18 protein-coding genes are annotated in these 22537 nt (G+C 36.1%); 12 read left to right on the forward strand and 6 right to left on the reverse strand.

Annotated elements, in window-relative coordinates:
- Positions 1–3: 3 nt before the first annotated feature.
- The 4 genes from J3U56_RS01750 to J3U56_RS01765 are packed head-to-tail and all read right to left on the reverse strand — an operon-like array spanning position 4 to position 1783.
- The gene (locus tag J3U56_RS01750; RefSeq protein ID WP_267348720.1) at positions 4–339 is read right to left on the reverse strand and encodes a type IV pilus modification PilV family protein; all 336 of its coding nucleotides are present in this window, start codon (positions 337–339) and stop codon (positions 4–6) included.
- Positions 332–766 carry a DUF2509 family protein gene (locus tag J3U56_RS01755; RefSeq protein ID WP_267366456.1) on the reverse strand — a complete coding sequence of 145 codons (435 nt, stop codon included), beginning with the start codon at positions 764–766 and terminating at the stop codon, positions 332–334. Before J3U56_RS01755 ends, J3U56_RS01750 begins: the two co-directional genes overlap by 8 nt.
- Positions 735–1313, reverse strand: coding sequence for a prepilin peptidase-dependent protein (locus tag J3U56_RS01760; protein WP_267366458.1), 579 nt, complete (start codon positions 1311–1313; stop codon positions 735–737). The genes J3U56_RS01755 and J3U56_RS01760 overlap by 32 nt, the downstream gene beginning before the upstream one ends.
- Positions 1307–1783 (reverse strand): prepilin-type N-terminal cleavage/methylation domain-containing protein, encoded by a 477-nt coding sequence (locus J3U56_RS01765; RefSeq protein ID WP_267343530.1) that lies wholly within the window; start codon positions 1781–1783, stop codon positions 1307–1309. The genes J3U56_RS01760 and J3U56_RS01765 overlap by 7 nt, the downstream gene beginning before the upstream one ends.
- A 223-nt stretch (positions 1784–2006) precedes the next feature.
- Between J3U56_RS01765 and dapD the strand changes: the two genes are divergently transcribed.
- The 8 genes from dapD (at position 2007) to yqfB (ending at position 13092) form a co-directional block, all read left to right on the forward strand.
- A complete protein-coding gene (gene dapD / locus J3U56_RS01770) occupies positions 2007–2831 on the forward strand; it encodes a 2,3,4,5-tetrahydropyridine-2,6-dicarboxylate N-succinyltransferase (protein ID WP_065563367.1) in 825 nt (274 codons plus the stop codon).
- A 119-nt stretch (positions 2832–2950) separates the two neighbouring features.
- The gene (locus J3U56_RS01775; protein WP_267333370.1) at positions 2951–3442 is read left to right on the forward strand and encodes a YajQ family cyclic di-GMP-binding protein; all 492 of its coding nucleotides are present in this window, start codon (positions 2951–2953) and stop codon (positions 3440–3442) included.
- A gap of 233 nt (positions 3443–3675) precedes the next feature.
- Entirely contained in the window at positions 3676–5949 is a 2274-nt protein-coding gene (gene bglX / locus J3U56_RS01780) for a beta-glucosidase BglX (RefSeq protein ID WP_416380248.1), read from the forward strand.
- Positions 5950–6004: 55 nt separating this feature from the next.
- Positions 6005–7705: a sensor histidine kinase gene (locus J3U56_RS01785; protein ID WP_267366462.1), complete on the forward strand. Its 1701-nt coding sequence runs from the start codon at positions 6005–6007 to the stop codon at positions 7703–7705.
- Complete coding sequence (gene btsR / locus J3U56_RS01790) at positions 7699–8418, forward strand: two-component system response regulator BtsR (RefSeq protein ID WP_065798786.1); 720 nt, start codon at positions 7699–7701, stop codon at positions 8416–8418. Before J3U56_RS01785 ends, btsR begins: the two co-directional genes overlap by 7 nt.
- A gap of 292 nt (positions 8419–8710) precedes the next feature.
- Complete coding sequence (locus tag J3U56_RS01795; protein ID WP_416380242.1) at positions 8711–10858, forward strand: carbon starvation CstA family protein; 2148 nt, start codon at positions 8711–8713, stop codon at positions 10856–10858.
- Positions 10859–11080: 222 nt separating this feature from the next.
- The gene (locus tag J3U56_RS01800; protein WP_267333374.1) at positions 11081–12748 is read left to right on the forward strand and encodes a bifunctional metallophosphatase/5'-nucleotidase; all 1668 of its coding nucleotides are present in this window, start codon (positions 11081–11083) and stop codon (positions 12746–12748) included.
- 29 nt (positions 12749–12777) lie between these two features.
- Positions 12778–13092 carry a N(4)-acetylcytidine aminohydrolase gene (yqfB, locus tag J3U56_RS01805; RefSeq protein WP_324101454.1) on the forward strand — a complete coding sequence of 105 codons (315 nt, stop codon included), beginning with the start codon at positions 12778–12780 and terminating at the stop codon, positions 13090–13092.
- Between the two features lie 50 nt (positions 13093–13142).
- On the opposite strand, the gene J3U56_RS01810 is transcribed toward yqfB, so the two are convergent.
- Positions 13143–13607, reverse strand: a complete 465-nt coding sequence (locus J3U56_RS01810) for an NfeD family protein (RefSeq protein WP_267333376.1) — start codon at positions 13605–13607, stop codon at positions 13143–13145.
- 120 nt (positions 13608–13727) lie between these two features.
- Positions 13728–14636, reverse strand: coding sequence for an SPFH domain-containing protein (locus J3U56_RS01815; protein WP_267333377.1), 909 nt, complete (start codon positions 14634–14636; stop codon positions 13728–13730).
- Positions 14637–14956: 320 nt separating this feature from the next.
- Between J3U56_RS01815 and J3U56_RS01820 the strand changes: the two genes are divergently transcribed.
- From J3U56_RS01820 to trpCF, 4 genes are all read left to right on the forward strand, one after another.
- Positions 14957–17593 carry a hypothetical protein gene (locus J3U56_RS01820; RefSeq protein WP_267366464.1) on the forward strand — a complete coding sequence of 879 codons (2637 nt, stop codon included), beginning with the start codon at positions 14957–14959 and terminating at the stop codon, positions 17591–17593.
- A 343-nt stretch (positions 17594–17936) separates the two neighbouring features.
- Positions 17937–19499, forward strand: coding sequence for an anthranilate synthase component 1 (locus tag J3U56_RS01825; protein WP_267366466.1), 1563 nt, complete (start codon positions 17937–17939; stop codon positions 19497–19499).
- Positions 19499–21130: a bifunctional anthranilate synthase glutamate amidotransferase component TrpG/anthranilate phosphoribosyltransferase TrpD gene (trpD, locus tag J3U56_RS01830; protein ID WP_267333381.1), complete on the forward strand. Its 1632-nt coding sequence runs from the start codon at positions 19499–19501 to the stop codon at positions 21128–21130. Before J3U56_RS01825 ends, trpD begins: the two co-directional genes overlap by 1 nt.
- Before the next feature lie 14 nt (positions 21131–21144).
- Positions 21145–22527, forward strand: a complete 1383-nt coding sequence (trpCF, locus tag J3U56_RS01835; protein ID WP_324101456.1) for a bifunctional indole-3-glycerol-phosphate synthase TrpC/phosphoribosylanthranilate isomerase TrpF — start codon at positions 21145–21147, stop codon at positions 22525–22527.
- Positions 22528–22537: the final 10 nt, after the last annotated feature.

Raw genomic sequence — 22537 nt, forward strand, 5'->3', positions numbered from 1 at the left:
ACGCTACTCATTTATTATATGACAAAATAATCGTTGCTGATTAATTTGCTTGTTAGGCTTGGTTGTTATTGTGACCGATACGAGTTGGCACTGGCTTGTGTAAGGCTCACTGCGAATATTATATTGCCAATTGTTAGGTACAATGTGCCTCGCTATATTAGGGTAACTATCAAGTAATGAAAACGCAATTTGCTGTGCCTTTTGTTGATTTGAAAGATAATGATAAAAATAGGTTAATGTGTGTTGATAATTGCTAAAACTGATAATAACAATGGCAAATATCAAACAGGCTATCATCACTTCAATTATACTAAATCCTGTCATAGCATTGTTATTCACAATAAGCTCTCCTTTTTTCTGGGCAATAATCAAGCCAATGACCTTTTTGTACGATAAGTTTACCACCTTGATGATGCGCCAAACTATAAACAAATAAACCTTCTGATTCACCGCGTATCAGTACGTAGTTGTCGATTTGTAATAAAGAATTTTTGATACACACTTTCCATTGATATTTTGCTTCAAATAAGCATTGCCAATTATCTGTTGGTATTTGCCAACTTTGGGTTAGTGCCCAATTTAATGCGGAATTTGCTTGATTAAAACGGTGATAATATTGACTTTCTCTGGCGAGTGTTTTATGCCATGAGATCATTAATAAGTGAGCACTTGTTAATAATATAGCACCAATAATGGTTAAAATAATAACCATGATAATCGTACTAAAACCTTGTTCATGGTTGTTTTGATGGATAAAAATTTTCATTTCTCACTATTTTGCTTATTTGATATTTTACTTGTTGATGTTGTTTGAGTTCAGCTGCTAATACTATTTCGATACTATTAGCCTGTTGCTTCAGATGGAAGGTTGTCACTTTAATCTCAGCTGGATCGAATAATTTTTCCCACTTGGGTTCATTGCAAGCAGTCGCACCCGTTTTATATTCAATATTATTGTTGATAAAGCGATAGACAAAACTATCTGCGTTATTCATGGCTGAAGCATCATCGATCCAATCATGTCGGATTTGACTATCGTAACGAATAATAATGCAATTTTTTTCGTTAATAATGGCTAATGCAGTTTTATTTGGTTTACTCGGATCGTTAGCAATAAACCCTGCGCGCTTTATATCTTTGGCTATGCCAAATAGTGTTTGTTGAACAGTTTGTTGCAGATGAATGGCTCGATAATATTGTAAAGTTTGTGCTTGTATCTGAAAGTAATATTCTGTCACTGCAATAAAAATTAAACTTGAAAGTGTTATTGATAACAACATTTCAAGTAGTGAAAATCCTGATTGTTTTAACATGCGGGTAAACTTGGCAAATAACTGTTGATGCGACAAAATCGAATTCGCCCACGAAATGATATTAACACTCTGGTTGTACCAATTGTGTTGCTGAGTTCAAATGAGCCTGTTTGAGCCATATTCCGTCTTCCCCAAAATGTAATGATTTTTTGTTCGTTTAATAATTTAATGTCAACCGAATTGTTAGGTTTGATAAACTGTAATAGGCCAGTTTGACAACTTGTTGGCGGCTCACCGGATGTAATAGTTAAACACCAAGGGGATAAAAATAGATGAAGATTATAATTTTCATTTTCAGTATTAGCTTTAACTTGGACTTCATTTAAAAAATAGGCTAATTGGTGTGTTGTTGAGACTAATTCGTTACGGAGCTGTATCTCTTTCCATTGTTGCATGCCAATAGCGGCGCAAATTGCACTTATGCAAATAACAATCAATAATTCTAACAATGAAAATCCAAAATTTTGCATTTATCTTTTGTCTAGTAAACTTTTAATATGGATAAGTATAAAAAAGTTTGGTTTTGGTATTTTATGTGTGTGGGGTATTTGTGAACTTAATTCCAAATAAATGTTGTTTATTACTAAGAAAGCTAGTTTGATACGACAAACCGCTTAAAAAGCGTGACATATTATATTATACTGTGCATCTATTTAAATTTGCTAACGGACTTAAAGTTAAAGGAAACGAGAAATGCAACAATTACAAACTATTATTGAGGCAGCATTTGAACGTCGTGCTGAAATCACGCCTTCAAATGTTGATACAGTAACGCGTGATGCAATTAATCAATGTATCGCTCTATTAGACAGCGGTAAAATGCGTGTCGCGGAAAAGATTAATGGCGATTGGGTGACTCATCAATGGTTAAAAAAAGCAGTGTTGCTCTCTTTCCGTATTAATGAGAACCAACTTATTGATGGTGGCGCAACAAATTATTATGATAAAGTGCCATTAAAATTTGCTGATTATGATGAAGCACGCTTCCAACAAGAAGGCTTCCGTGTCGTTCCATCAGCAATTGCACGTAAAGGTGCGTATGTGGCTCGTAATACCGTATTAATGCCATCTTATGTAAATATTGGTGCTTATGTTGATGAAGGTACAATGGTTGACACTTGGGTAACTGTTGGTTCTTGTGCGCAAATTGGTAAAAATGTTCATTTATCAGGTGGTGTTGGTATCGGTGGTGTGTTAGAACCGTTGCAAGCAAATCCAACGATTATTGAAGATAACTGCTTTATTGGTGCACGTAGTGAAATCGTTGAAGGTGTGATTGTTGAAGAAGGCAGTGTGATCTCAATGGGTGTTTTCATCGGTCAAAGTACTAAAATTTATGATCGCGCAACAGGTGAAGTCCATTACGGCCGCGTGCCAGCCGGTTCAGTTGTGGTATCAGGTAACTTACCAACTAAAGATGGCAAATATAGCCTTTATTGTGCAGTAATTGTAAAAAAAGTCGATGCTAAAACGTTAGGTAAAGTAGGAATTAACGAATTACTTCGTACCATCGATTAATCGCAATCAATTACCATAAATTAATTGACTGTCTTTGCTTTTAATATAGGGACAGTCAATATATTCTCATAACATTCATCAAGTTAATTTTATTTTTAATTATTCGCAAAGGAGAATTTATGCCTTCTTTTGATATTGTTTCTGAAATTCAAATGCCAGAAGTGAAAAATGGTGTTGAAAACGCGACCCGTGAACTAACTACGCGTTGGGATTTTAAAAATGTGGAAGCCTCATTTGAGCTTAATGAAAAAAATGAAACGATCAAAGCGACCAGCCAATCTGACTTCCAAGTACAACAGCTATTGGATATTTTACGTGATAAGTTAGCCAAGCGTGGTATTGATGGTGGGGCACTCGAAATTCCGGAAGAGATGGAACATAGTGGAAAACTATACAGTATTACAGTAAAACTAAAACAAGGTATTGATAAAGAGTTAGCTAAAAAAATAGTTAAGTTGATTAAAGACAGTAAACTTAAAGTGCAAGCCCAAGTACAAGGGGAACAAGTTCGCGTTACGGGTAAATCACGTGATGATTTACAAGCAACGATGGCATTAGTTAAAAACGGAGAATTAGGGCAACCGTTTCAATTTACTAATTTTAGAGACTAATTAGTGTAATCTTCATGAACGTCGTCTGGCAATCACTCACGCTAAACGATTAGCCCGCATTTATTATGTAAAAAAGTTTGAGGTTAAATAATATTCACGTCAATTTTTTTATATAATAAATGCGATCTTGTTTTAAACATAAATGAAAACAATGTAAATAACGAGATTTTTATGCGCGAATAAGTTATGCTATCTTCATGTCTATCCTTTAAATTATAACAATATTTATCATGATGAAAAAATTAATAGTTGTTTTGGTTTTTTTTCTGTTTTCAGGCTCTTTGTTCGCACAAGATTCTAATAACGAAGAAAAAAAAGCTTTTATTGATAATTTATTATCAAAAATGACCATAAAAGAAAAAGTGGGTCAGTTAAGATTAATTAGTGTAGGTGGCGATCTCACTTTACCAAAAGTATTAGACCAAATCGAGGCTGGAGAGATTGGCGGTATTTTTAATACTGTTGTTGAGCCAGATTTGACAAATATGCAAGACCGCGCTTTAAAGTCCCCGAATAAAATTCCTCTATTTTTTGGATTTGATATTATTCATGGCCATCGTACGGTATTCCCAGTTAATTTAGGTGTTGCATCGAGTTGGGATCGTAATGTTATAGGTAAAGTTGCTGAAGTTTCTGCCGACGAAGCGACCTCAGATGGATTAAATATTACTTGGGCTCCAATGGTTGATATTACCCGAGATCCTAGATGGGGACGCGTTTCTGAAGGCTTTGGTGAAGATCCCTATTTAACATCTGAAGCAGGACGTATTTTTGTCGAAAAAATGCAAAAACAGTCTCTTGATGATAAAAAATCGTTAGTGACAACCGTTAAGCATTTTGCGCTATATGGTGCGGTCGAAGCGGGTCGCGAATATAACAGCACCGATATGAGTGAACGTAAAATGTTCCAAGAGTATCTTGTACCTTATAAAGCAGCCATTGATGCCGGTAGTCGTGCTGTAATGGTGTCTTTAGTCAGTGTTAACGGTATTCCAGCGACAGCTAATCATTGGCTACTGACTGAAGTATTACGTGACCAATGGCATTTTAATGGTGTGGTTGTAAGTGATCATGGTGCGATTCGTGAATTGATTAATCATGGTGTGGCAAGCGATGCTAAAGATGCTGTTCGCGTGGCGATAAAAGCAGGTATTGATATCAGTATGAATGATGAATATTTTCTTCAATTTTTACCTGAACTTGTTAATGAAGGTGTCCTCACAGAAGAGGATATTAACAAAGCTTGTCGACATGTATTAGAACTCAAATATGACATGGGGCTGTTTAATGACCCTCATCGTAATTTAGATCCTAAATTAGATATCGATACGATGTTTGCCGACAACCGTCTACATCGAGAAGAAGCCAGAGATGTAGCGCGTCGAAGTATTGTGTTGTTGAAAAATAAAAATAGCATTTTACCTTTAGCCAAAAACAAGAAAATAGCCGTGATTGGACCACTTGCCGATTCTAAGCGCGATATTTTAGGTAGTTGGTCAGGTGCCGGACGCGCTAATCTAGCTGTCACACCTTTAGAAGGAATCAAAAATGCAGTAAAAGATCCTAAAACAATTAGTTACGCATTTGGTGCTAATCTTTCCGATGATTCTAATTTATATAAATTTTTAAATTTATATGAAGAAACCACCAAATTTGATCCTCGTCCTGCTGATAAAATGATTGCCGAAGCAGTTGCTAAAGCTAAAAAAGCCGATGTTGTTGTGTTGTTTGTAGGGGAAGCTGAGGGAATGGCGCATGAGTCATCTAGTCGCACCGATCTTTCATTGCAAGCAAGCCAAAAACGGTTAATCAAAGCTTTAAAGGCAACAGGCAAACCTTTAGTTATAGCATTAATGAATGGTCGCCCATTAACTGTAAAAGAAGAGTATGAACAAGCTGATGCTATGCTCGAAACTTGGTTTTTAGGCACCGAAGGGGGCAATGCTATCGCTGATGTTTTATTCGGTGATTATAACCCATCGGCTAAATTACCAATGTCATTTCCTGATAATGTTGGGCAAATTCCCGTCTATTACAGTCATTTAAATACTGGTCGCCCTCATGGTACTGAAAATATGGGGAAATATACAACATCGTACTTTGATAGTCCTAATGAACCGCTATTCCCGTTTGGATTTGGTTTAAGTTATACCCATTTTACGATAGATTTTGCCTTATCAAGTACTGAGATGCCGCAAAATGGTGAAATTGTGGTGACTGCAAATGTTGAGAATATTGGCGAGAAAGAAGGTAGCCAAACGGTACAGTTTTACCTTCAAGATATCACAGCTTCGGTCAGTCGACCCGTTAAACAGTTGATAGGTTTTGAAAATATTACTTTAAAACCTCATGAAAAAGGTGAAGTGAAATTAGTAATCAAACCAGATATGCTAAAATTCTGGAATGACAAAATGCAATATGTTGCAGAACCAGGTAAATTCAATATCTACGTTGGCTCTGATTCGACAACGCAAGATAAACAGACCTTTACCTTATTAGATAAATAAATTAATTATATTAACCGTCGACATCTGTCGACGGTTTTATTTTGTGGTCAATATTATGTTTGAATTTGATCTTGTTTTACAACTTCTTCAACAAATGTGTATTTATCTAGTTATTGCTTATTTGCTAAGTAAAACACCTATTGTTATTCCATTAATGCAAGTAACTGTGCATCTACCTCATAAGTTAGTCTGTTATTGTATCTTTTCTCTATTTTGTATTATGGGCAGTTATTTTGGTTTACACATTGAAGACACAATAGCCAACACTCGAGCCATTGGTGCTATTTTAGGCGGTTTGCTTGGCGGCCCCATGGTCGGGCTATTAGTAGGGATAACTGGAGGAATTCATCGTTATACGTTAGGTGGAATTACCGCTGAAAGTTGTATGCTTTCGACTATTTTAACAGGATTGATTAGTGGTCTATTGCATTATGGCTTAATGAAAAAAGGTCGAGTTGATCTTATCTATAATCCGTTGTTAGTCGGGGTTTTAGGCTTATTAGTTGAATCGCTTGAAATGATAATGGTGTTACTAATTTCACGCCCTTTTGACGTGGTTTTACATGCAGTTAAAAGTATTGCTGTGCCAATGATCGTGGCTAATAGCATTGGCGCTGCTATGTTTATGCGAATTTTACTCGATAGGCGCGCTATTTTTGAACGATATACGTCAGCCTTTTCCGCAAAGGCACTTAAGATTGCCGCAAGTACCGAAGGTTTACTTCGTGATGGTTTTAATCAAAGTAATAGTACTAAAGTTGCACAAATTATTTATCAAGAGTTAGATATTGGTGCAGTTTCGATTACTGATAGAGAAAAGATCTTAGCATTTATTGGTGTTGGTGATGATCATCATCTACCCGGCACACCAATTACCTCTAATATTACTTTAGAAGCAATTGAACAAAATGATGTTAAATATCTTGATGGCGTTCATCAACCTTATCAATGTTCAATTAATAAATATTGCCGCTTAGGTTCAACGTTAGTTATTCCGCTGAGAGGTGAAAACAATACTGTTGTTGGTACAATTAAACTTTATGAAGCTAAAAATACATTATTTAGTTCGATCAATCGTACGCTTGGTGAAGGTATTGCCAGTTTACTGTCCGCACAAATTTTAGCTGGGCAAAATGAGCACTACAAACAATTATTATCTAAAACTGAGATTAAATTATTGCACGCTCAAGTTAATCCTCATTTTTTATTTAATGCGCTCAATACGCTATTGGCCGTTATTCGTCGAGATAAACAACAAGCATCACAATTAGTGCAGAATCTTTCGACTTTTTTTCGCAAAAATCTTAAGCGAACAGATGAAATTGTTACGCTGAAAGACGAAATTGAGCATGTTAATGCTTATTTACAAATTGAAAAAATGCGCTTTATGGAACAATTGACCGTCGAAATAGCTATTCCCCCACACTTAGAATCGGCTCAGTTACCGGCTTTTTCACTACAACCGATAGTGGAAAATGCGATTAAACATGGTACTTCGCAATTAATTGGTAAAGGAAAAGTGGCGATTTATGCCTATGAACAAAATCAAACATTAGTTTTAGAGGTTATGGATAACGCTGGTAACTACTGCGAAAATAAAAAAGACACAAAAGGATTAGGTCTAAATTTGGTTGATAAACGAATTAATATTCGTTATGGTGAGCAATACGGAATAAAAATAGAATGTGAACCTGATACTTATACTAAAGTAGTATTAACATTGCCTTTACAAAAGGAAAGCTGTATCCAATGTTAGATGTAATTATTGTAGATGATGAACTGCTTGCCCGTGAAAATTTACGTTGCTTGCTTGAAAGTGATCCTGAAATTAATATTGTTGCTGAATGTAATAATGCAATGGAAGCGATTCGTGAAATTCATCGTTTGCAACCTGATGTGGTTTTTTTAGATATTCAAATGCCGAAAATAAATGGTATTGAAATGTTATCTATGTTAGATCCTAAAACCATGCCACATATTGTGTTTTTAACTGCTTATAGTGAGTTTGCGGTCAAAGCCTTTGAAGAGCAAGCTTTTGATTACTTATTGAAACCTGTTGAATCAGAGCGCTTACATAAAACGCTAAATCGATTGCATCATCATTGTATTCCTTGTGATATTTGCCAATTAAAAGGAATCAAGCAGGATTTTGAGTATATTCCCTGTGTTGGGCATAATCGTATTTATCTGTTGAATATTGAGGATGTCTATTATGTGTCATCTAAAATTAGCGGCATTTATGTTTTTAACCAAACCAATCAAGAATACTTTACCGAATTAACCTTAAAAACTCTAGAAGATAAAACTCCATTGATCCGCTGTCATCGTCAATATTTGGTTAATTTAAAAAAGCTTAAAGAAATTCGTTTCAATGATACAAATGGCGTTGATATTATTTTAAATAATGATATTTCAGTTCCTGTTAGCCGTCGTTATTTAAAACAGCTCAAAGAGATGTTGGGATTATAGTTTTTTGTTGTAATTCGTCAAAACCACTCATCCGTTAAATTTAACCACTCATCTTTTCTATTTAACCTATAACTTAAATATCGATACCTCTGTATTCATTAAAAAATTACTATAGGCTTGGATGTAAAGGAACTTTTAGTCGTTATTTTAGGCTATAACAATACAGACAAGCTATTTTAATGAAATTAAAAATAATGGTTTTTTTAATATCAAAACATAGTAAGTCTATATCTGTTTTAAATGGTGTTAAATTTCGAACTAATTAAATTTAAAACCCATGAAGAGAGTTATTATGAATAATAAAGTCTTTAAGCATATTCCATGGCTGATCTTAGCCTTTATTGGTGCATGTTGTTTAGCCGTAATTGCATTACGGCGAGGTGAGCATGTCAGCGCACTATGGATTGTTGCTGCTGCTGTTTCAATTTATCTTGTCGCGTACCGATATTACAGTTTGTATATCGCCAAAAAGGTCATGCAATTAGACCCGACGCGTGCAACCCCTGCTGTCATTAATAATGATGGTTTAAACTTTGTACCGACTAATAAATATGTATTATTTGGTCACCATTTTGCTGCCATTGCCGGCGCAGGTCCATTGGTTGGGCCGGTACTTGCCGCTCAAGTAGGGTACTTACCAGGCACACTTTGGTTACTTGCAGGTGTCGTGTTTGCCGGTGCGGTACAAGACTTTATGGTTTTATTTTTATCTTCTAGACGTAATGGCTCATCTTTGGGCGAAATGATTAAAGAAGAGATGGGGGCGATTCCTGGCACCATAGCGCTATTTGGTTGCTTCCTTATCATGCTTATAATACTTGCGGTTTTAGCATTGATTGTGGTTAAAGCGCTAGCTGAAAGCCCTTGGGGGGTATTTACTGTTTGTTCAACAGTACCTATTGCCTTATTTATGGGTATTTATATGCGATTTTTAAGACCAGGACGGGTATTAGAAGTATCTGTTATTGGTATTGTGTTATTAGTGTTATCAATATGGTTTGGTGGCGTAATTGCGCATGATGCATATTGGGGACCAGCTTTAACTTTCAAAGCAACGACTATTACTTATGTATTAGTGGGCTATGCTTTAGTTTCAGCAATGTTACCTGTTTGGTTAATCCTAGCACCTCGTGATTATTTAGCAACATTTTTAAAAATCGGTGTAATTGTTGGTTTAGCTATTGGTATTATTATCTTAAATCCTGATTTAAAAATGCCAGATGTGACCCAATATGTTGATGGTACCGGTCCAGTTTGGAAAGGCTCACTTTTCCCATTCTTATTTATCACGATTGCTTGTGGTGCTGTTTCTGGCTTCCATGCATTAATTTCATCAGGTACAACGCCAAAATTACTTGCTAACGAAACGGATGCTCGCTTCATCGGTTATGGTGCAATGTTAATGGAGTCATTCGTTGCCATGATGGCATTAGTCGCTGCTTCAATTATTGAGCCAGGTCTTTATTTCGCTATGAATACTCCACCGGCAGCTTTAGGGATTACTATGCCTGATTTGCATAAATTAGGTACTGATCAAGCGCCAATGATAATGGAGCAACTTAAAGATGTGACAGCCCATGCTGCTGCAACGGTTAGTTCGTGGGGATTTGTCATTTCACCTGACGAAATTTTACAAACAGCCAAAGATATTGGTGAACCGTCAGTGCTTAATCGTGCCGGTGGTGCGCCAACGCTAGCGGTAGGTATTGCACACGTGTTCCATCAAATTATTCCTGGTGCCAATATGGGCTTTTGGTATCACTTTGGTATTTTATTTGAAGCGTTATTTATCTTAACTGCACTTGATGCTGGTACCCGTTCTGGTCGTTTTATGCTACAAGACCTTTTAGGTAACTTTGTCCCATTCTTGAAAAAAACCGATTCACTCATTGCCGGTTTTATTGGTACAGTGGGTTGTGTTGGTTTGTGGGGCTATTTACTCTATCAAGGCGTTGTTGATCCATTAGGTGGTGTTAAGAGCTTATGGCCATTATTCGGTATCTCAAATCAAATGTTAGCGGCTGTAGCGTTAGTGTTAGCAACGGTTGTGTTAATTAAAATGAAACGTGCTCAATATATTTGGGTGACAATTATTCCAGCAATATGGTTACTCATTTGTACAACATGGGCATTAGCATTGAAATTATTCAGTAATGATCCGCAATTAGAAGGTTTCTTCTATTTAGCCAATGAGTATAAACGTCGCATTGCTGAAGGTAGTGAATTAACCGCACAACAAATTGATAATATGCACCATATCGTTATTAACAATTATACTAATGCGGGTTTAAGTATTCTATTTTTAGTGGTTGTTTACAGTATTATTTTCTTTGGTATTAAAACTGCATTAAAAGTACGTAATAATAAACAAAGAACAGATAAAGAGACAGCTTATGTGCCAATTCCTGAAGGCGGTGTAAAAACTTCAATGTCACATTAAGTCTGTATTATTGATGACGTTACATTATCAAGTTGTCAAAAAATATTGATGGTTGTCTATCTCATACCCAATAATATTGTTATATTGTTGGGTATTTTTATATCATTTAATATTATCTTATTGCGAGTTGTGATTATAAATGAACGATGCTTTTAACGTATCAGTTATTTTATTTTCGTATAGGGAAGATCATTTGTTTGTCGAGTTTTAAAGGAGCTTAAAATGTTACTCAATAAAAGATTGTTATCATTATTCACCATTGTGGCTTTATCCAGTCCCTTGCCACTGTTGGCTAAACAGGTAAATGTCGCTATTTTAGCAACTTCCGATGTTCATGGACGAATGTTACCTTGGGATTATGGTACAGATAAGGCTGATTTATCCGGTTCTTACGCACAAATATCTACCTTTGTTAATCAGTTTCGTGAGCATCACCCTAATGTCATTTTGGTTGATGCGGGTGATATTATTCAAGATAACCAAATTGAACGTTTTCACGATGTGAAAAATCATCCAGCTATTGAGGCTCTTAATACTATGAAATATGACATTATGGTATTAGGTAATCATGAATTTAATTTTGGCATGCCAGTTGTTGATAAAATCGTTGCTGAATTTAAAGGTAAAACATTGGCAGCGAACATCTTTTATAAAGACTCAGGTAAAGCCTATTTACCCGCTACATCCATTATTGAAAAAGATGGCGTAAAAATTGGTTTTATTGGGGCAACGACACCATTTGTACCTGAATATGAAGATAAAACAGGTTATGTAAAACAAATGGAATTCACTATGCCAATTCCAGAAATACAAAAACAAGTTGAAAAGTTAAAACAACAACATGTTGATGCTATTGTTTTAGTTACCCATATGGGGGTGGATAATGAAAACAATAAACCAGGAACCGGCGTTGCTGATGTGGCTAACCAAGTGCCCGATATCGATGTGATTATAGCTGGGCACAATCATCAAAATATAAGTGAAAAAGTGATCAATAATGTTTTGATTACTGAACCACATCGTTATGGTACCGTGGTTTCGGTGGTTGATTTAACCTTTGATCTTGAAAAAAACAAAACCTCTTTAGTTAATAAAAAAGCTGAAACACAGCCAGTTAAATCGTATGCCGCCGATCCGGCAATTGAAAAAATCTATGCGCCTTATCATCAACAATTAAGGGAAATAGCCAATCAGGTTATTGGTGAAACCGATCGTGATTTGGTTCCCCAGCAAATGATTCATGGTATTCCTGCGATTTACCTTGAAGAAACAGGGCTAACTCATTTACTCAACGCTGTTCAATTATATTATAGCGGTGCGGATGTGACTTCTGTGTTGGTTGATAATAAAAAAGCAATACTAAATAAAGGCCCAATCACGCGTAAAGATATCGCCAATAATTATCAATATACCGCTGGTGAAACCAGTATATTCGAAGTCACCGGTCAAGATCTAAAAGACTATATGGAATGGTCGGCTGCTTATTTTGCACAAGTACAACCCGGCGATAAAAATTATCAATATGATCCGATTCGTGGCGCGTCAAAATATATGACTTACGATATGTTTGGTGGGGTCAAATATACTATTGATTTAACTCAACCGGTTGGTGAGCGAATTAAAAATTTAACATTGCTTAATGGTCAGGCTATCACTGCGGATATGAAGCTAAAATTAGGTATGAACGCTTATCGTTACGAAATGTTAGTCAAAAAAGGTGGGCCATTAGAAGGAAGACGTGTTGAACCAACTTGGGATTCACGAACCGCTTTTGGTGATGAACAAGGCACTATCCGTAATATGACGATAAAATATATTACAGACGTCAAAAAAGGTAAAATTACTGATGAATCTAACCATAACTGGCAAGTGATCGGCATCGAACCTTAACCGCTCGTTTAATAAAAAGGATGATCGTTGTGAAAAATGATATAACGTTTTACCAACGTTTTAAATCGGATATTTTGGCAGGTTTAAAAACTATTACTATTCGTGATAAAAGTGAATCACATTTTAAGGTTGGTGATACGTTGCGAGTGGGCGTTTTTGAAACGGATGCATATTTTTGTAGTATAAAAATTACTAATGTGACGCCTGTAACACTCAATCAATTGACTGAAGAACAGGCTAAGCAAGAAAATATGAGCCTAACTGAACTGAAAAAAGTCATTAGTGATATTTACCCTAACGAACAACAGTTTGTTATTATTGCTTTTCAACTATTATCAATCTAAAAAAAACGCGCCTTAGGCGCGTTTTTTTACTGGTAAAAAGCAAAATGTGACTAGTTTTTTATTGGTTGTACCGTTAAAACTAGACCATTAACCGCGATAACTTCAACAGCATGACCAACCGGTAAATTAATATTACATTGTGCTGGCCAAGTGCCGTCTTTGATTTTGACTCGGCCTGAGCCATTGATAATGGCGTCGGTAACAAGGGTTTTAATACCAATTAAATCTTGTTGTGGCTGATTAATTTCGTTGCTATTCGGTTTGCTTTGCCCAGACTTTTTAAGCCATAGCCACCATAAATATGCTGAAACCAAGGTAAATATAGCAAATAAAATCCATAGAACAGGCCAAGACAGAGGCAAAATCCAAGCAATAAGACCAACAACAATTGCAGCGATGCCGCTCCAAAGTGAGTAGCCACCAGTACCAAGCAATTCTGCAATTAATAATGTTCCCCCTAAAATAAAAAATACCCAATGAGGGGAATTATAAATAACGGTTAAAATATCAGTCATCGTTTAATTTACCTAATTACATAATTGAAATTGCAAAAGTATTTATTTAATTCCAAAATAACTTGTACTTAAAGTACCTTGGAAAATATATACAACCAGTTCGGAAACTACCTTGTGACATCATTTAGAGTTTTTAATGAGCTCCGCAATGCCACCAATACTGCCCATTAAACTTGATGCATCTAAAGGCATCATAATGACTTTACTGTTATCTGCCGATCCGATTTGTTGTAGCGCTTCAGTATATTTTTGTGCAACAAAGTAATTAACCGCATTAATATTACCTGCTGCAATTGCATCAGACACCATTTGTGTGGCTTTTGCTTCGGCTTCGGCCGCACGTTCACGGGCTTCGGCTTGTAAAAATGCAGCTTGTCGCTCACCTTCGGCCTTTAATATTTCGGACTGTTTTTCACCTTCTGAACGTAGTATTGCTGCCTGACGAACACCTTCAGCTTCCAGAATTTCCGCACGTTTATTACGTTCTGCTTTCATTTGTGCATTCATCGCGGCAATAAGTTCTGCCGGCGGGCGAACATCTCGAATTTCAATACGGGTGATTTTAATGCCCCAAGGGTTTGTTGCATCATCAACAATGCTAAGTAATTTTGAGTTGATATGATCACGTTGTGATAGCATTTCATCAAGTTCCATGCTGCCGAGTACCGTACGAATATTGGTCATCATTAAATTAATTACAGCACGTTCAAGTTGATTGACTTGATAAGCGGCTCTAGCTGCGTCTTGCACTTGAATAAAGCAAACGGCATCAATTTGTACGTTGGCATTATCTTTTGATATAACTTCTTGTGATGGAATATCAAGCACTTGTTCCATCATATTAATTTTACGACCAATCCCATCCATAAAAGGAATAATGATATTCAATCCCGGTTCAAGTGTGTGGGTGTATTTACCAAAACGCTCAATGGTGTATTGATAACCTTGCGGAACAATCGTAATACATTTTAAAACGGTGATTAGTGCGAGTAACACGATGATACCGATAAAAATATAAAATATAGGCATAGATTAATTTCTCTTAGTAATATGAATTTCGACGGTATAAGCATTCTAATGGCTATGAGATTTTTTGACCAGTTATTAATAAATAATCTTTATGTTATTTATTATTGATTTTATGAAGCTAATTTATTTTTAGTCATATTTTTGCTCTATCCCTTGTTAAATTTTTGGTGATTTTTTAACTTAACGCTAAACTGTGTCTATTAATTTAAACGACGCGCTAATATTAACCAACAAGAATCATTCCAGCCAAATACATACTGGCTGTCGTTTAATTGTTTACTACAATTAAATATGACAAGAAAAACAGAATAGGAATAATAATGGAAGAGCAAACAGTTGAACAAAATATTAAACAACAAACGATCGAGCAGAAAATTGCAGATTTAAAAAAAATCACCAAAAACGATGGCGATCAAGCATATTCAGAGGCTCAATTTGAGTTAGCCAAAATTTATTTTTTGGATAAAAAAAATAGTGAAGCCGCAATCAAACATTTATTAAAGGTTAAAAAGCTAGGTAATTCGACATTATATGCCGAAGCTCAGTTCAAATTAGCCCTGATATATCAAGATGAAAATAACATAGCGCAGGCAGAACACCATTATTTACAGGTACAAAGGGAGGATAATACCGATGCTTTTGCTAGGGCTCAATATTGTTTAGCACTTATTTACCAATTTAAAAAACAGGATATCGAGCGGGCAGAACACTATTATTTACAGGTAGAAAGGCAGGATAATGCCGATGTTTATGCCGAGGCACAATGTAATTTAGCGGATATTTACGAAGAAGAAAAACAGGATATCGAGCAGGCAGAATACCATTATTTACAGGTACAAAGGCAGGATAATGCCGATTCTTATGCTAGGGCACAATGTAATTTAGCGCTTATTTACGAAAAAGAAAAACAGGATATCGAGCAGGCAGAACGCCATTATTTACGGGTGAAAAGGCAGGATAATGCCGATGCTTATGCTAAGGCACAATTTAATTTAGCGCTTATTTACGAAGAAGAAAAACAGGATATCGAGCAGGCAGAATACCATTATTTACAGGTGAAAAAGCAGGATAATGCTGATGTTTATGCCGAGGCTCAATGGAATTTAGCACTTATTTACCAAGTTGAAAAACAGGATATTGAGCAGGCAGAACACTATTATTTACAGGTACAAAGGCAGGATAATGCCGATGCTTATGCTAAGGCACAATTTAATTTAGCGGGTATTTACCAAGAAGAAAAACAGGATATCGAGCAGGCAGAATACCATTATTTACAGGTGAAAAAGCAGGATAATGCTGATGTTTATGCTAAGGCACAATTTAATCTAGCGGGTATTTACCAATTTAAAAAACAGAATATCGAGCAGGCCGAACGCCATTATTTACGGGTGAAAAGGGAGGATAATGCCGAAGCTTATGCTAGGGCTCAATGGAATTTAGCCCTTATTAACCAATTTAAAAAACAGGATATCGAAAAGGCCGAACGCCATTATTTACGGGTGAAAAAGCAGGATAATGCCGATGTTTATGTTTGGGCTCAATGGAATTTAGGTCTTATCTATCAAACTGAAAAACAGCTTTATAACAAAGCCAGTCAATGTTTCTTACAATGTTATAAGAGCTCTGATCTTAAAATTTCAAATATGGCAAATATTTATTTAGGGGATAATATCTATTTTAATCAAACAAAAGGTAGTTTAAAAAAAGCAGAAGAATATTATCTGAATGTATCTTATTCCAATGATTTATTTATGCTTTATACTATTGCTCAAATCATGTTATCAGTCATTGATAATAATAATGAAGCTTCTACATTATTTGCCGATGCCAATAAACGCGAGCAATCCGTTACTCACTACATTTGTGATATCAGAACATTAGCACAAAATATTCAGAAGCAGTTACTGGTTACATTTAAATTAAATAAAAAGTTAAAAAGTCAAAACAAACAATATGAACGGCAGGTTGCGCATTATACCAGACCGGGCGTGTTATTTAGTCTTTTAAAAAATGAGACTAGCGATTTTCGTTTAAATGTGGTTGATTTTATGAACGATCCTACTGAAAATCAGATCCTGACTAATTGGCTCGATATTAAAACCGATAGGGATAGTGAAATAAAAAGCTTTTTAGCCAGTTTTTCATTTAATCATAATTCGTTAAATCAATTTCGTTTATATGGCAATGAAAACAATATTGTCGGCTCGAGTGTTAGTGTCGTATTTAATCAAAATTTTTTTGGCGACGATGTTGAACACAGCATCAATCCTGATGGTATTAATCATTTAAATAAATTCACATCAGTTAAAATACCAAAACAAGATTTTATTGATAATAAAACTGATGCTAATGAGAAGAACGAACCGTTAACACAATCCTCTTTTCATGATTTATCTTTGTTCCGTTGTTTGTATTTTGATCCAAATAATGAATATATTAGTCTTGCCAAACGTAATAAATTTTCTTTTTATCTGGAGCACCGAGAAAGTTCTGCAGCTGAGATTGAAGAAAAATGGAATGACTACCTAAAACAATTAGATGAAGAGCATAAAATTGAAACTATTAGAGAGATATTAAATCAAATAAAACAAAAAATAAAAGAATTAAAGGCGAACGAAAAGATAAAAAATCTTTCTATTCTCGATCAATTAATAACTTTAGCTGTCATGCCTATCTCGTGCTTAATTAAACATGCTGCATTTGAAGATGAAGATGAATGTCGAATGATTTATATCACAAATATTGCCGATGAAAAAATTCAAGCGCCGACAGATTATGTTCAAGCCAGCAGTTTATTTATTAATTACAAAACGGTGGAAGATTATATTGAGAAGATTTATTTAGGTCCGCAATGTGAAGCACATCATAAATTATGGATTACTAACCACTTTCGGATTTCGTCAAAACCAAGATCTAAGTTGGTTAAAGTGATTCAATCCGAAATGCCATTGCGCTAATTTTTACAAAGGATGCTTTATAACAAATAGCATCCTTTGGTTAAACTTGCTATTGATATACTAAAATAAATTTTATTTCTGCACACAAAATATTCACTTGACATTGCATCAATGAACTAGTTTAATAGTACAACATTCATTTTACATTAATAATAATCATGAAATCACAATACTGTTATTTGATTGCTTGCAAATTCGCTAATTTTGGTTGGTGGCGTATCACTTTGGGCGGGTGATTTGATAAAGCATTGTCTTTGTTTATAAAACCCGCTTAGCGCGGGTTTTTAGTTTTTCATAATTAAATGCATAGTTTAAATAAAAATTTAAAAATAGAGAGTCAACAATGAATAAGCCAACATTAACGCAGATAACCAAAACCATTGGTTATTATCAAGATCCGACTCAGGTATTTTATCAATTATGTCATGACAGGCCAGCTACATTGCTGCTTGAATCAGCCGAAATCGATAACAAGCAAGGCATAAAAAGTGTGATGATTGTGGATAGTGCGTTACGCATTTCGGCAATCGATCAGCTGGTGATATTTGAAGCCTTAACTTCAAATGGGCAAACGTTGTTACCTTTACTTGCCGATGCATTTTCAGCAAGTACTGTGAAAGTTGAAGTTGAAACGTCAAAGTTGACATTGGTGTTTCCTCAAGTTGATGCCATGCAAGATGAGGATTCTCGATTAAAATCGCTATCCGTTTTTGATGCGTTAAGAACGCTACTTAGTCTTGTGAATTATTCGAAACAAGCAAGCCATGATGCGATTTTTGTTGGCGGGTTATTTAGTTATGATTTGGTGGCTGGTTTTGAATATTTACCTAAACTCCCTACTGATATGCGCTGCCAAGATTTTTGTTTTTATTTAGCCGAAACGTTATTAGAAATTAATCATCAAAATCACGTTTCAATATTAAAAGCGACCGCTTTCACGGCTGATCCCAACGAAGTGGAACGTTTAGCCAAACGTATTGATGAGCTGCAAACTTTGTTAAACCAACCGATAAAGCCAATTCCTACTCAATCCCTTGCCAATATTACGGTTGATTGTAATAAAAGTGATGATGACTTTAATACCATAGTTAAAAAGATGCAAGATGCGATTCAACAAGGCGAAATATTTCAAGCAGTGCCATCTCGTCGTTTTACATTGCCTTGTCCTAAGCCTTTGTCTGCCTATCAACTTCTTAAAACTAATAACCCAAGCCCTTATATGTTTTATATGCAAGATAAGGATTTTGTGTTATTTGGTGCTTCACCAGAAAGCGCACTTAAATATAGTAAAGCCACCAATCAAGTTGAAATCTACCCTATTGCCGGAACGCGTCCTCGAGGCTTAACTGCTAATGGCGACATTGATTATGATTTAGATAGTCGTTTAGAGTTAGATATGCGTACCGACAAGAAAGAACTGGCAGAACATTTAATGTTAGTCGATTTAGCACGCAATGATTTAGCACGTATTTGTCAGCCGGGTACACGTTATACTAAAGATTTACTCAAAGTTGATCGCTACTCGTTTGTGATGCATTTGGTGTCTAAAGTCATTGGTCAATTACGTGAAGATTTAGATGCACTTCATGCTTATCAAGCGACCATGAATATGGGGACATTAACCGGTGCGCCCAAAATTCGTGCAATGCAATTGATTGCCGAATCAGAAAAAGTTAAACGGGGTAGCTATGGTGGGGCAGTAGGGTATTTTACTGCCAATGGTGACCTTGATACGTGTATTGTGATTCGTAGTGCTTATGTTGAAAACGGCATAGCGACTGTTCAAGCTGGCGGTGGCGTGGTTTTAGATTCTGAACCACAATTTGAATCCGACGAATCACGTAATAAAGCCCGCGCTGTGGTTAGAGCAATTATGGCAGCACATAATGTAGAAGGTGTATTCTAATGGCTAATATTTTATTTATTGATAATATTGATTCTTTTACTTATAACCTCGTCGATCAACTACGTAATAGCCAACATCATGTGACGATTTACCGTAATACGATCCCGGCTGATGTGATAGTTGAAAAACTCTCACAAATGCAAAATCCTATTTTGATGTTATCGCCAGGACCCGGCGCACCAAGTGAAGCAGGTTGTATGCCAGAATTACTTAAACGCCTAAAAGGTAAATTACCGATTATAGGTATCTGCCTTGGTCATCAGGCGATTGTTGAGTCTTATGGTGGAAGCATTGTACCGGCGGGTGATATTTTACATGGCAAAGCTTCACTTATTGAACACGATGAACAAGCCATGTTTAAAGGCTTACCTAATCCATTACCGGTCGCGCGGTATCATTCATTAAAAGGCGAAAATATTCCTAAAACTCTAACCATTAATGCCTTGTGTAACAATATTGTGATGGCGGTGCGTAATGATGAGGATCGGGTGTGTGGTTTTCAGTTTCATCCCGAATCAATTTTAACTATTCAAGGCGTAAAACTGCTTGAGCAAACCATTGAGTGGGCGCTTAATCCATCACAAAAAACAGCGCAACCAAAACAAGAAGCCATTATTGATAAGCAAGAGTATAATATTCAACCTATTCTCAATAAGTTATATTTAGGACAGGTATTAAGCCAACAAGAAAGTAAAATACTGTTCAACTTAATTATTCAAGGTAAAATCGAACCGACGGTATTGGCAACAGCAATAATTAGTATGAAAGTTCGCGGTGAAAAGCCAGATGAAATCGCAGGAGCCGCGCAAGCACTGCTTGAAAATGCCGATAGTTTTGCTATTCCAGATTATGCGTTTACCGACATTGTCGGAACAGGTGGTGATGGCACCAACAGTATTAATATTTCAACCGCCAGTGCCTTTGTGGCTGCTGCGTTAGGTTATAAGGTGGCTAAACATGGTAACCGTGGGGTGTCGAGTAAATCAGGTTCATCAGACGTGTTGTCTGCTTTAGGCATTAAATTAAATATGCCGGCCGAAGATTCGCGTAAGGCGTTGGATGAGCTTGGTGTATGTTTTTTATTTGCTCAGCAATATCATTCAGGTTTTCGTCATGCCGCGCCGGTTCGTCAGCAATTGAAGACTCGAACAATTTTTAATGTACTAGGGCCGCTCATTAATCCGTCTCGTCCTAAACGAATTTTATTAGGGGTATATCACCCAGATTTAATCAAACCGATTGCTGAAACGTTAACTATGTTAGGTTATACCCATGCCTATGTGGTACATGGTTCAGGAATGGATGAAGTTGCGATTCATGGTGAAACGCAAGTGGCTGAAGTGCATAATGGCAAAATTCGTTACTTTACGTTAACACCGCAAGATTTTGGCTTACAGCAATATACATTAAAAGATATTGAAGGTGGCACGCCAGAGATGAATCGTGATATGTTAATTGCGATTTTACAAGGACATGGCAAACCGGCTCATGAAGCAGCGATCGCCGCTAACGTTGCGATGTTAATGAGTTTGTTTGGTCAGTCCGATTTAAAACAAAATGCTAAACAAGCGATTGAAATGATGCGTAGTGGTAAAGCTTATCAACTATTACAGCAATTAGCGGCAAGATAACAGTGGAGAAAAATATGGCAATTGCAGCATTAACGGAAAATGTTGAAATGGCAACCGTATTGAAAAAAATCATCGAAGATAAACAAAGTTGGTTAGTCTCACAGCAAGCATCAAAACCGCTTGAAACATTTAAAATGGATGTGAAGCCTAGTGATCGTGATTTTTATCAATCATTGAATCAAACTAAAACAGCATTTATTTTAGAATGTAAAAAAGCCTCACCGTCAAAAGGGTTAATTCGGGATGATTTTGATCCTGCAACTATTGCCAAAGTGTATAAAGATTATGCTTCGGCTATTTCGGTGTTGACCGACGAAAAATACTTTCAAGGACGTTTTGAGTTTTTGCCTATCGTACGTAATGAGGTAACTCAGCCTGTTCTTTGCAAAGACTTTATTATTGATGAATATCAAATTTACTTAGCGCGTTATTATCAGGCCGATGCCATTTTATTAATGCTATCAGTCGTCAATGACGATGAGTATCGTCACTTAAGCCGTATCGCTCATCAACTCAATATGGGCATATTAACCGAAGCAAGCACGCAAGCCGAAGTGGAACGAGCAATTGCACTTGGTGCTAAAGTGATAGGCATTAATAATCGTAATTTGCGTGATTTGAGTGTCGATTTAAATCGCGTTAAAAATCTATCGAAAACGATTCCTGATGATCGCATTATTATCAGCGAATCGGGGATTTACACACATAATCAAGTTAAAGAATTAAGTCAGTTTGCTAAAGGTTTTTTAATTGGTAGCGCGCTGATGTCAGAACCTAATTTAACCTTAGCGATTCGTAAAGTCATGCTGGGTGAAAATAAAGTTTGTGGTTTAACTCGCGCTGAAGATGCGATAGCAGCTTACCAAGCCGGTGCGGTATATGGTGGATTAATATTTGCACCAAAATCACCTCGTTATATCTCGCCAATAAATGCCCGAATAGTCATTTCAGCTGCGCCGCTAAATTGGGTAGGTGTGTTTAAAAATGAAACGATAGATCAAATTTGTCAAATAGCTGAACAACTTTCACTTTATGCTGTTCAATTGCATGGTGATGAAGATAACCAATATATCCAATTATTACGTGAAAAATTACCTAAAAATTGTCAGATTTGGAAAGCATTAAGTATCAGCAATACCATCCCCGAACACAATAATCCGTTAGTCAGTCGTTATATATTTGATCATGGCGCCGGAGGAACGGGTAAAAGCTTTGATTGGTCACTACTAGCTGGGCAAGATTTAACTAATGTGATTTTAGCCGGCGGCATTAATCCGCAAAATATAAAAAATGCTTTAGCTACAAATGTGATTGGGGTGGATTTAAATTCTGGTGTCGAAATTTCGCCGGGTATTAAAGATAAACACAAAATTCAAGCTGTATTTGAACAAATTTAATTAATGTTAA

This window comes from Gilliamella sp. B2824 (assembly GCF_026536245.1).
Classification (GTDB): Bacteria; Pseudomonadota; Gammaproteobacteria; order Enterobacterales; family Orbaceae; genus Gilliamella.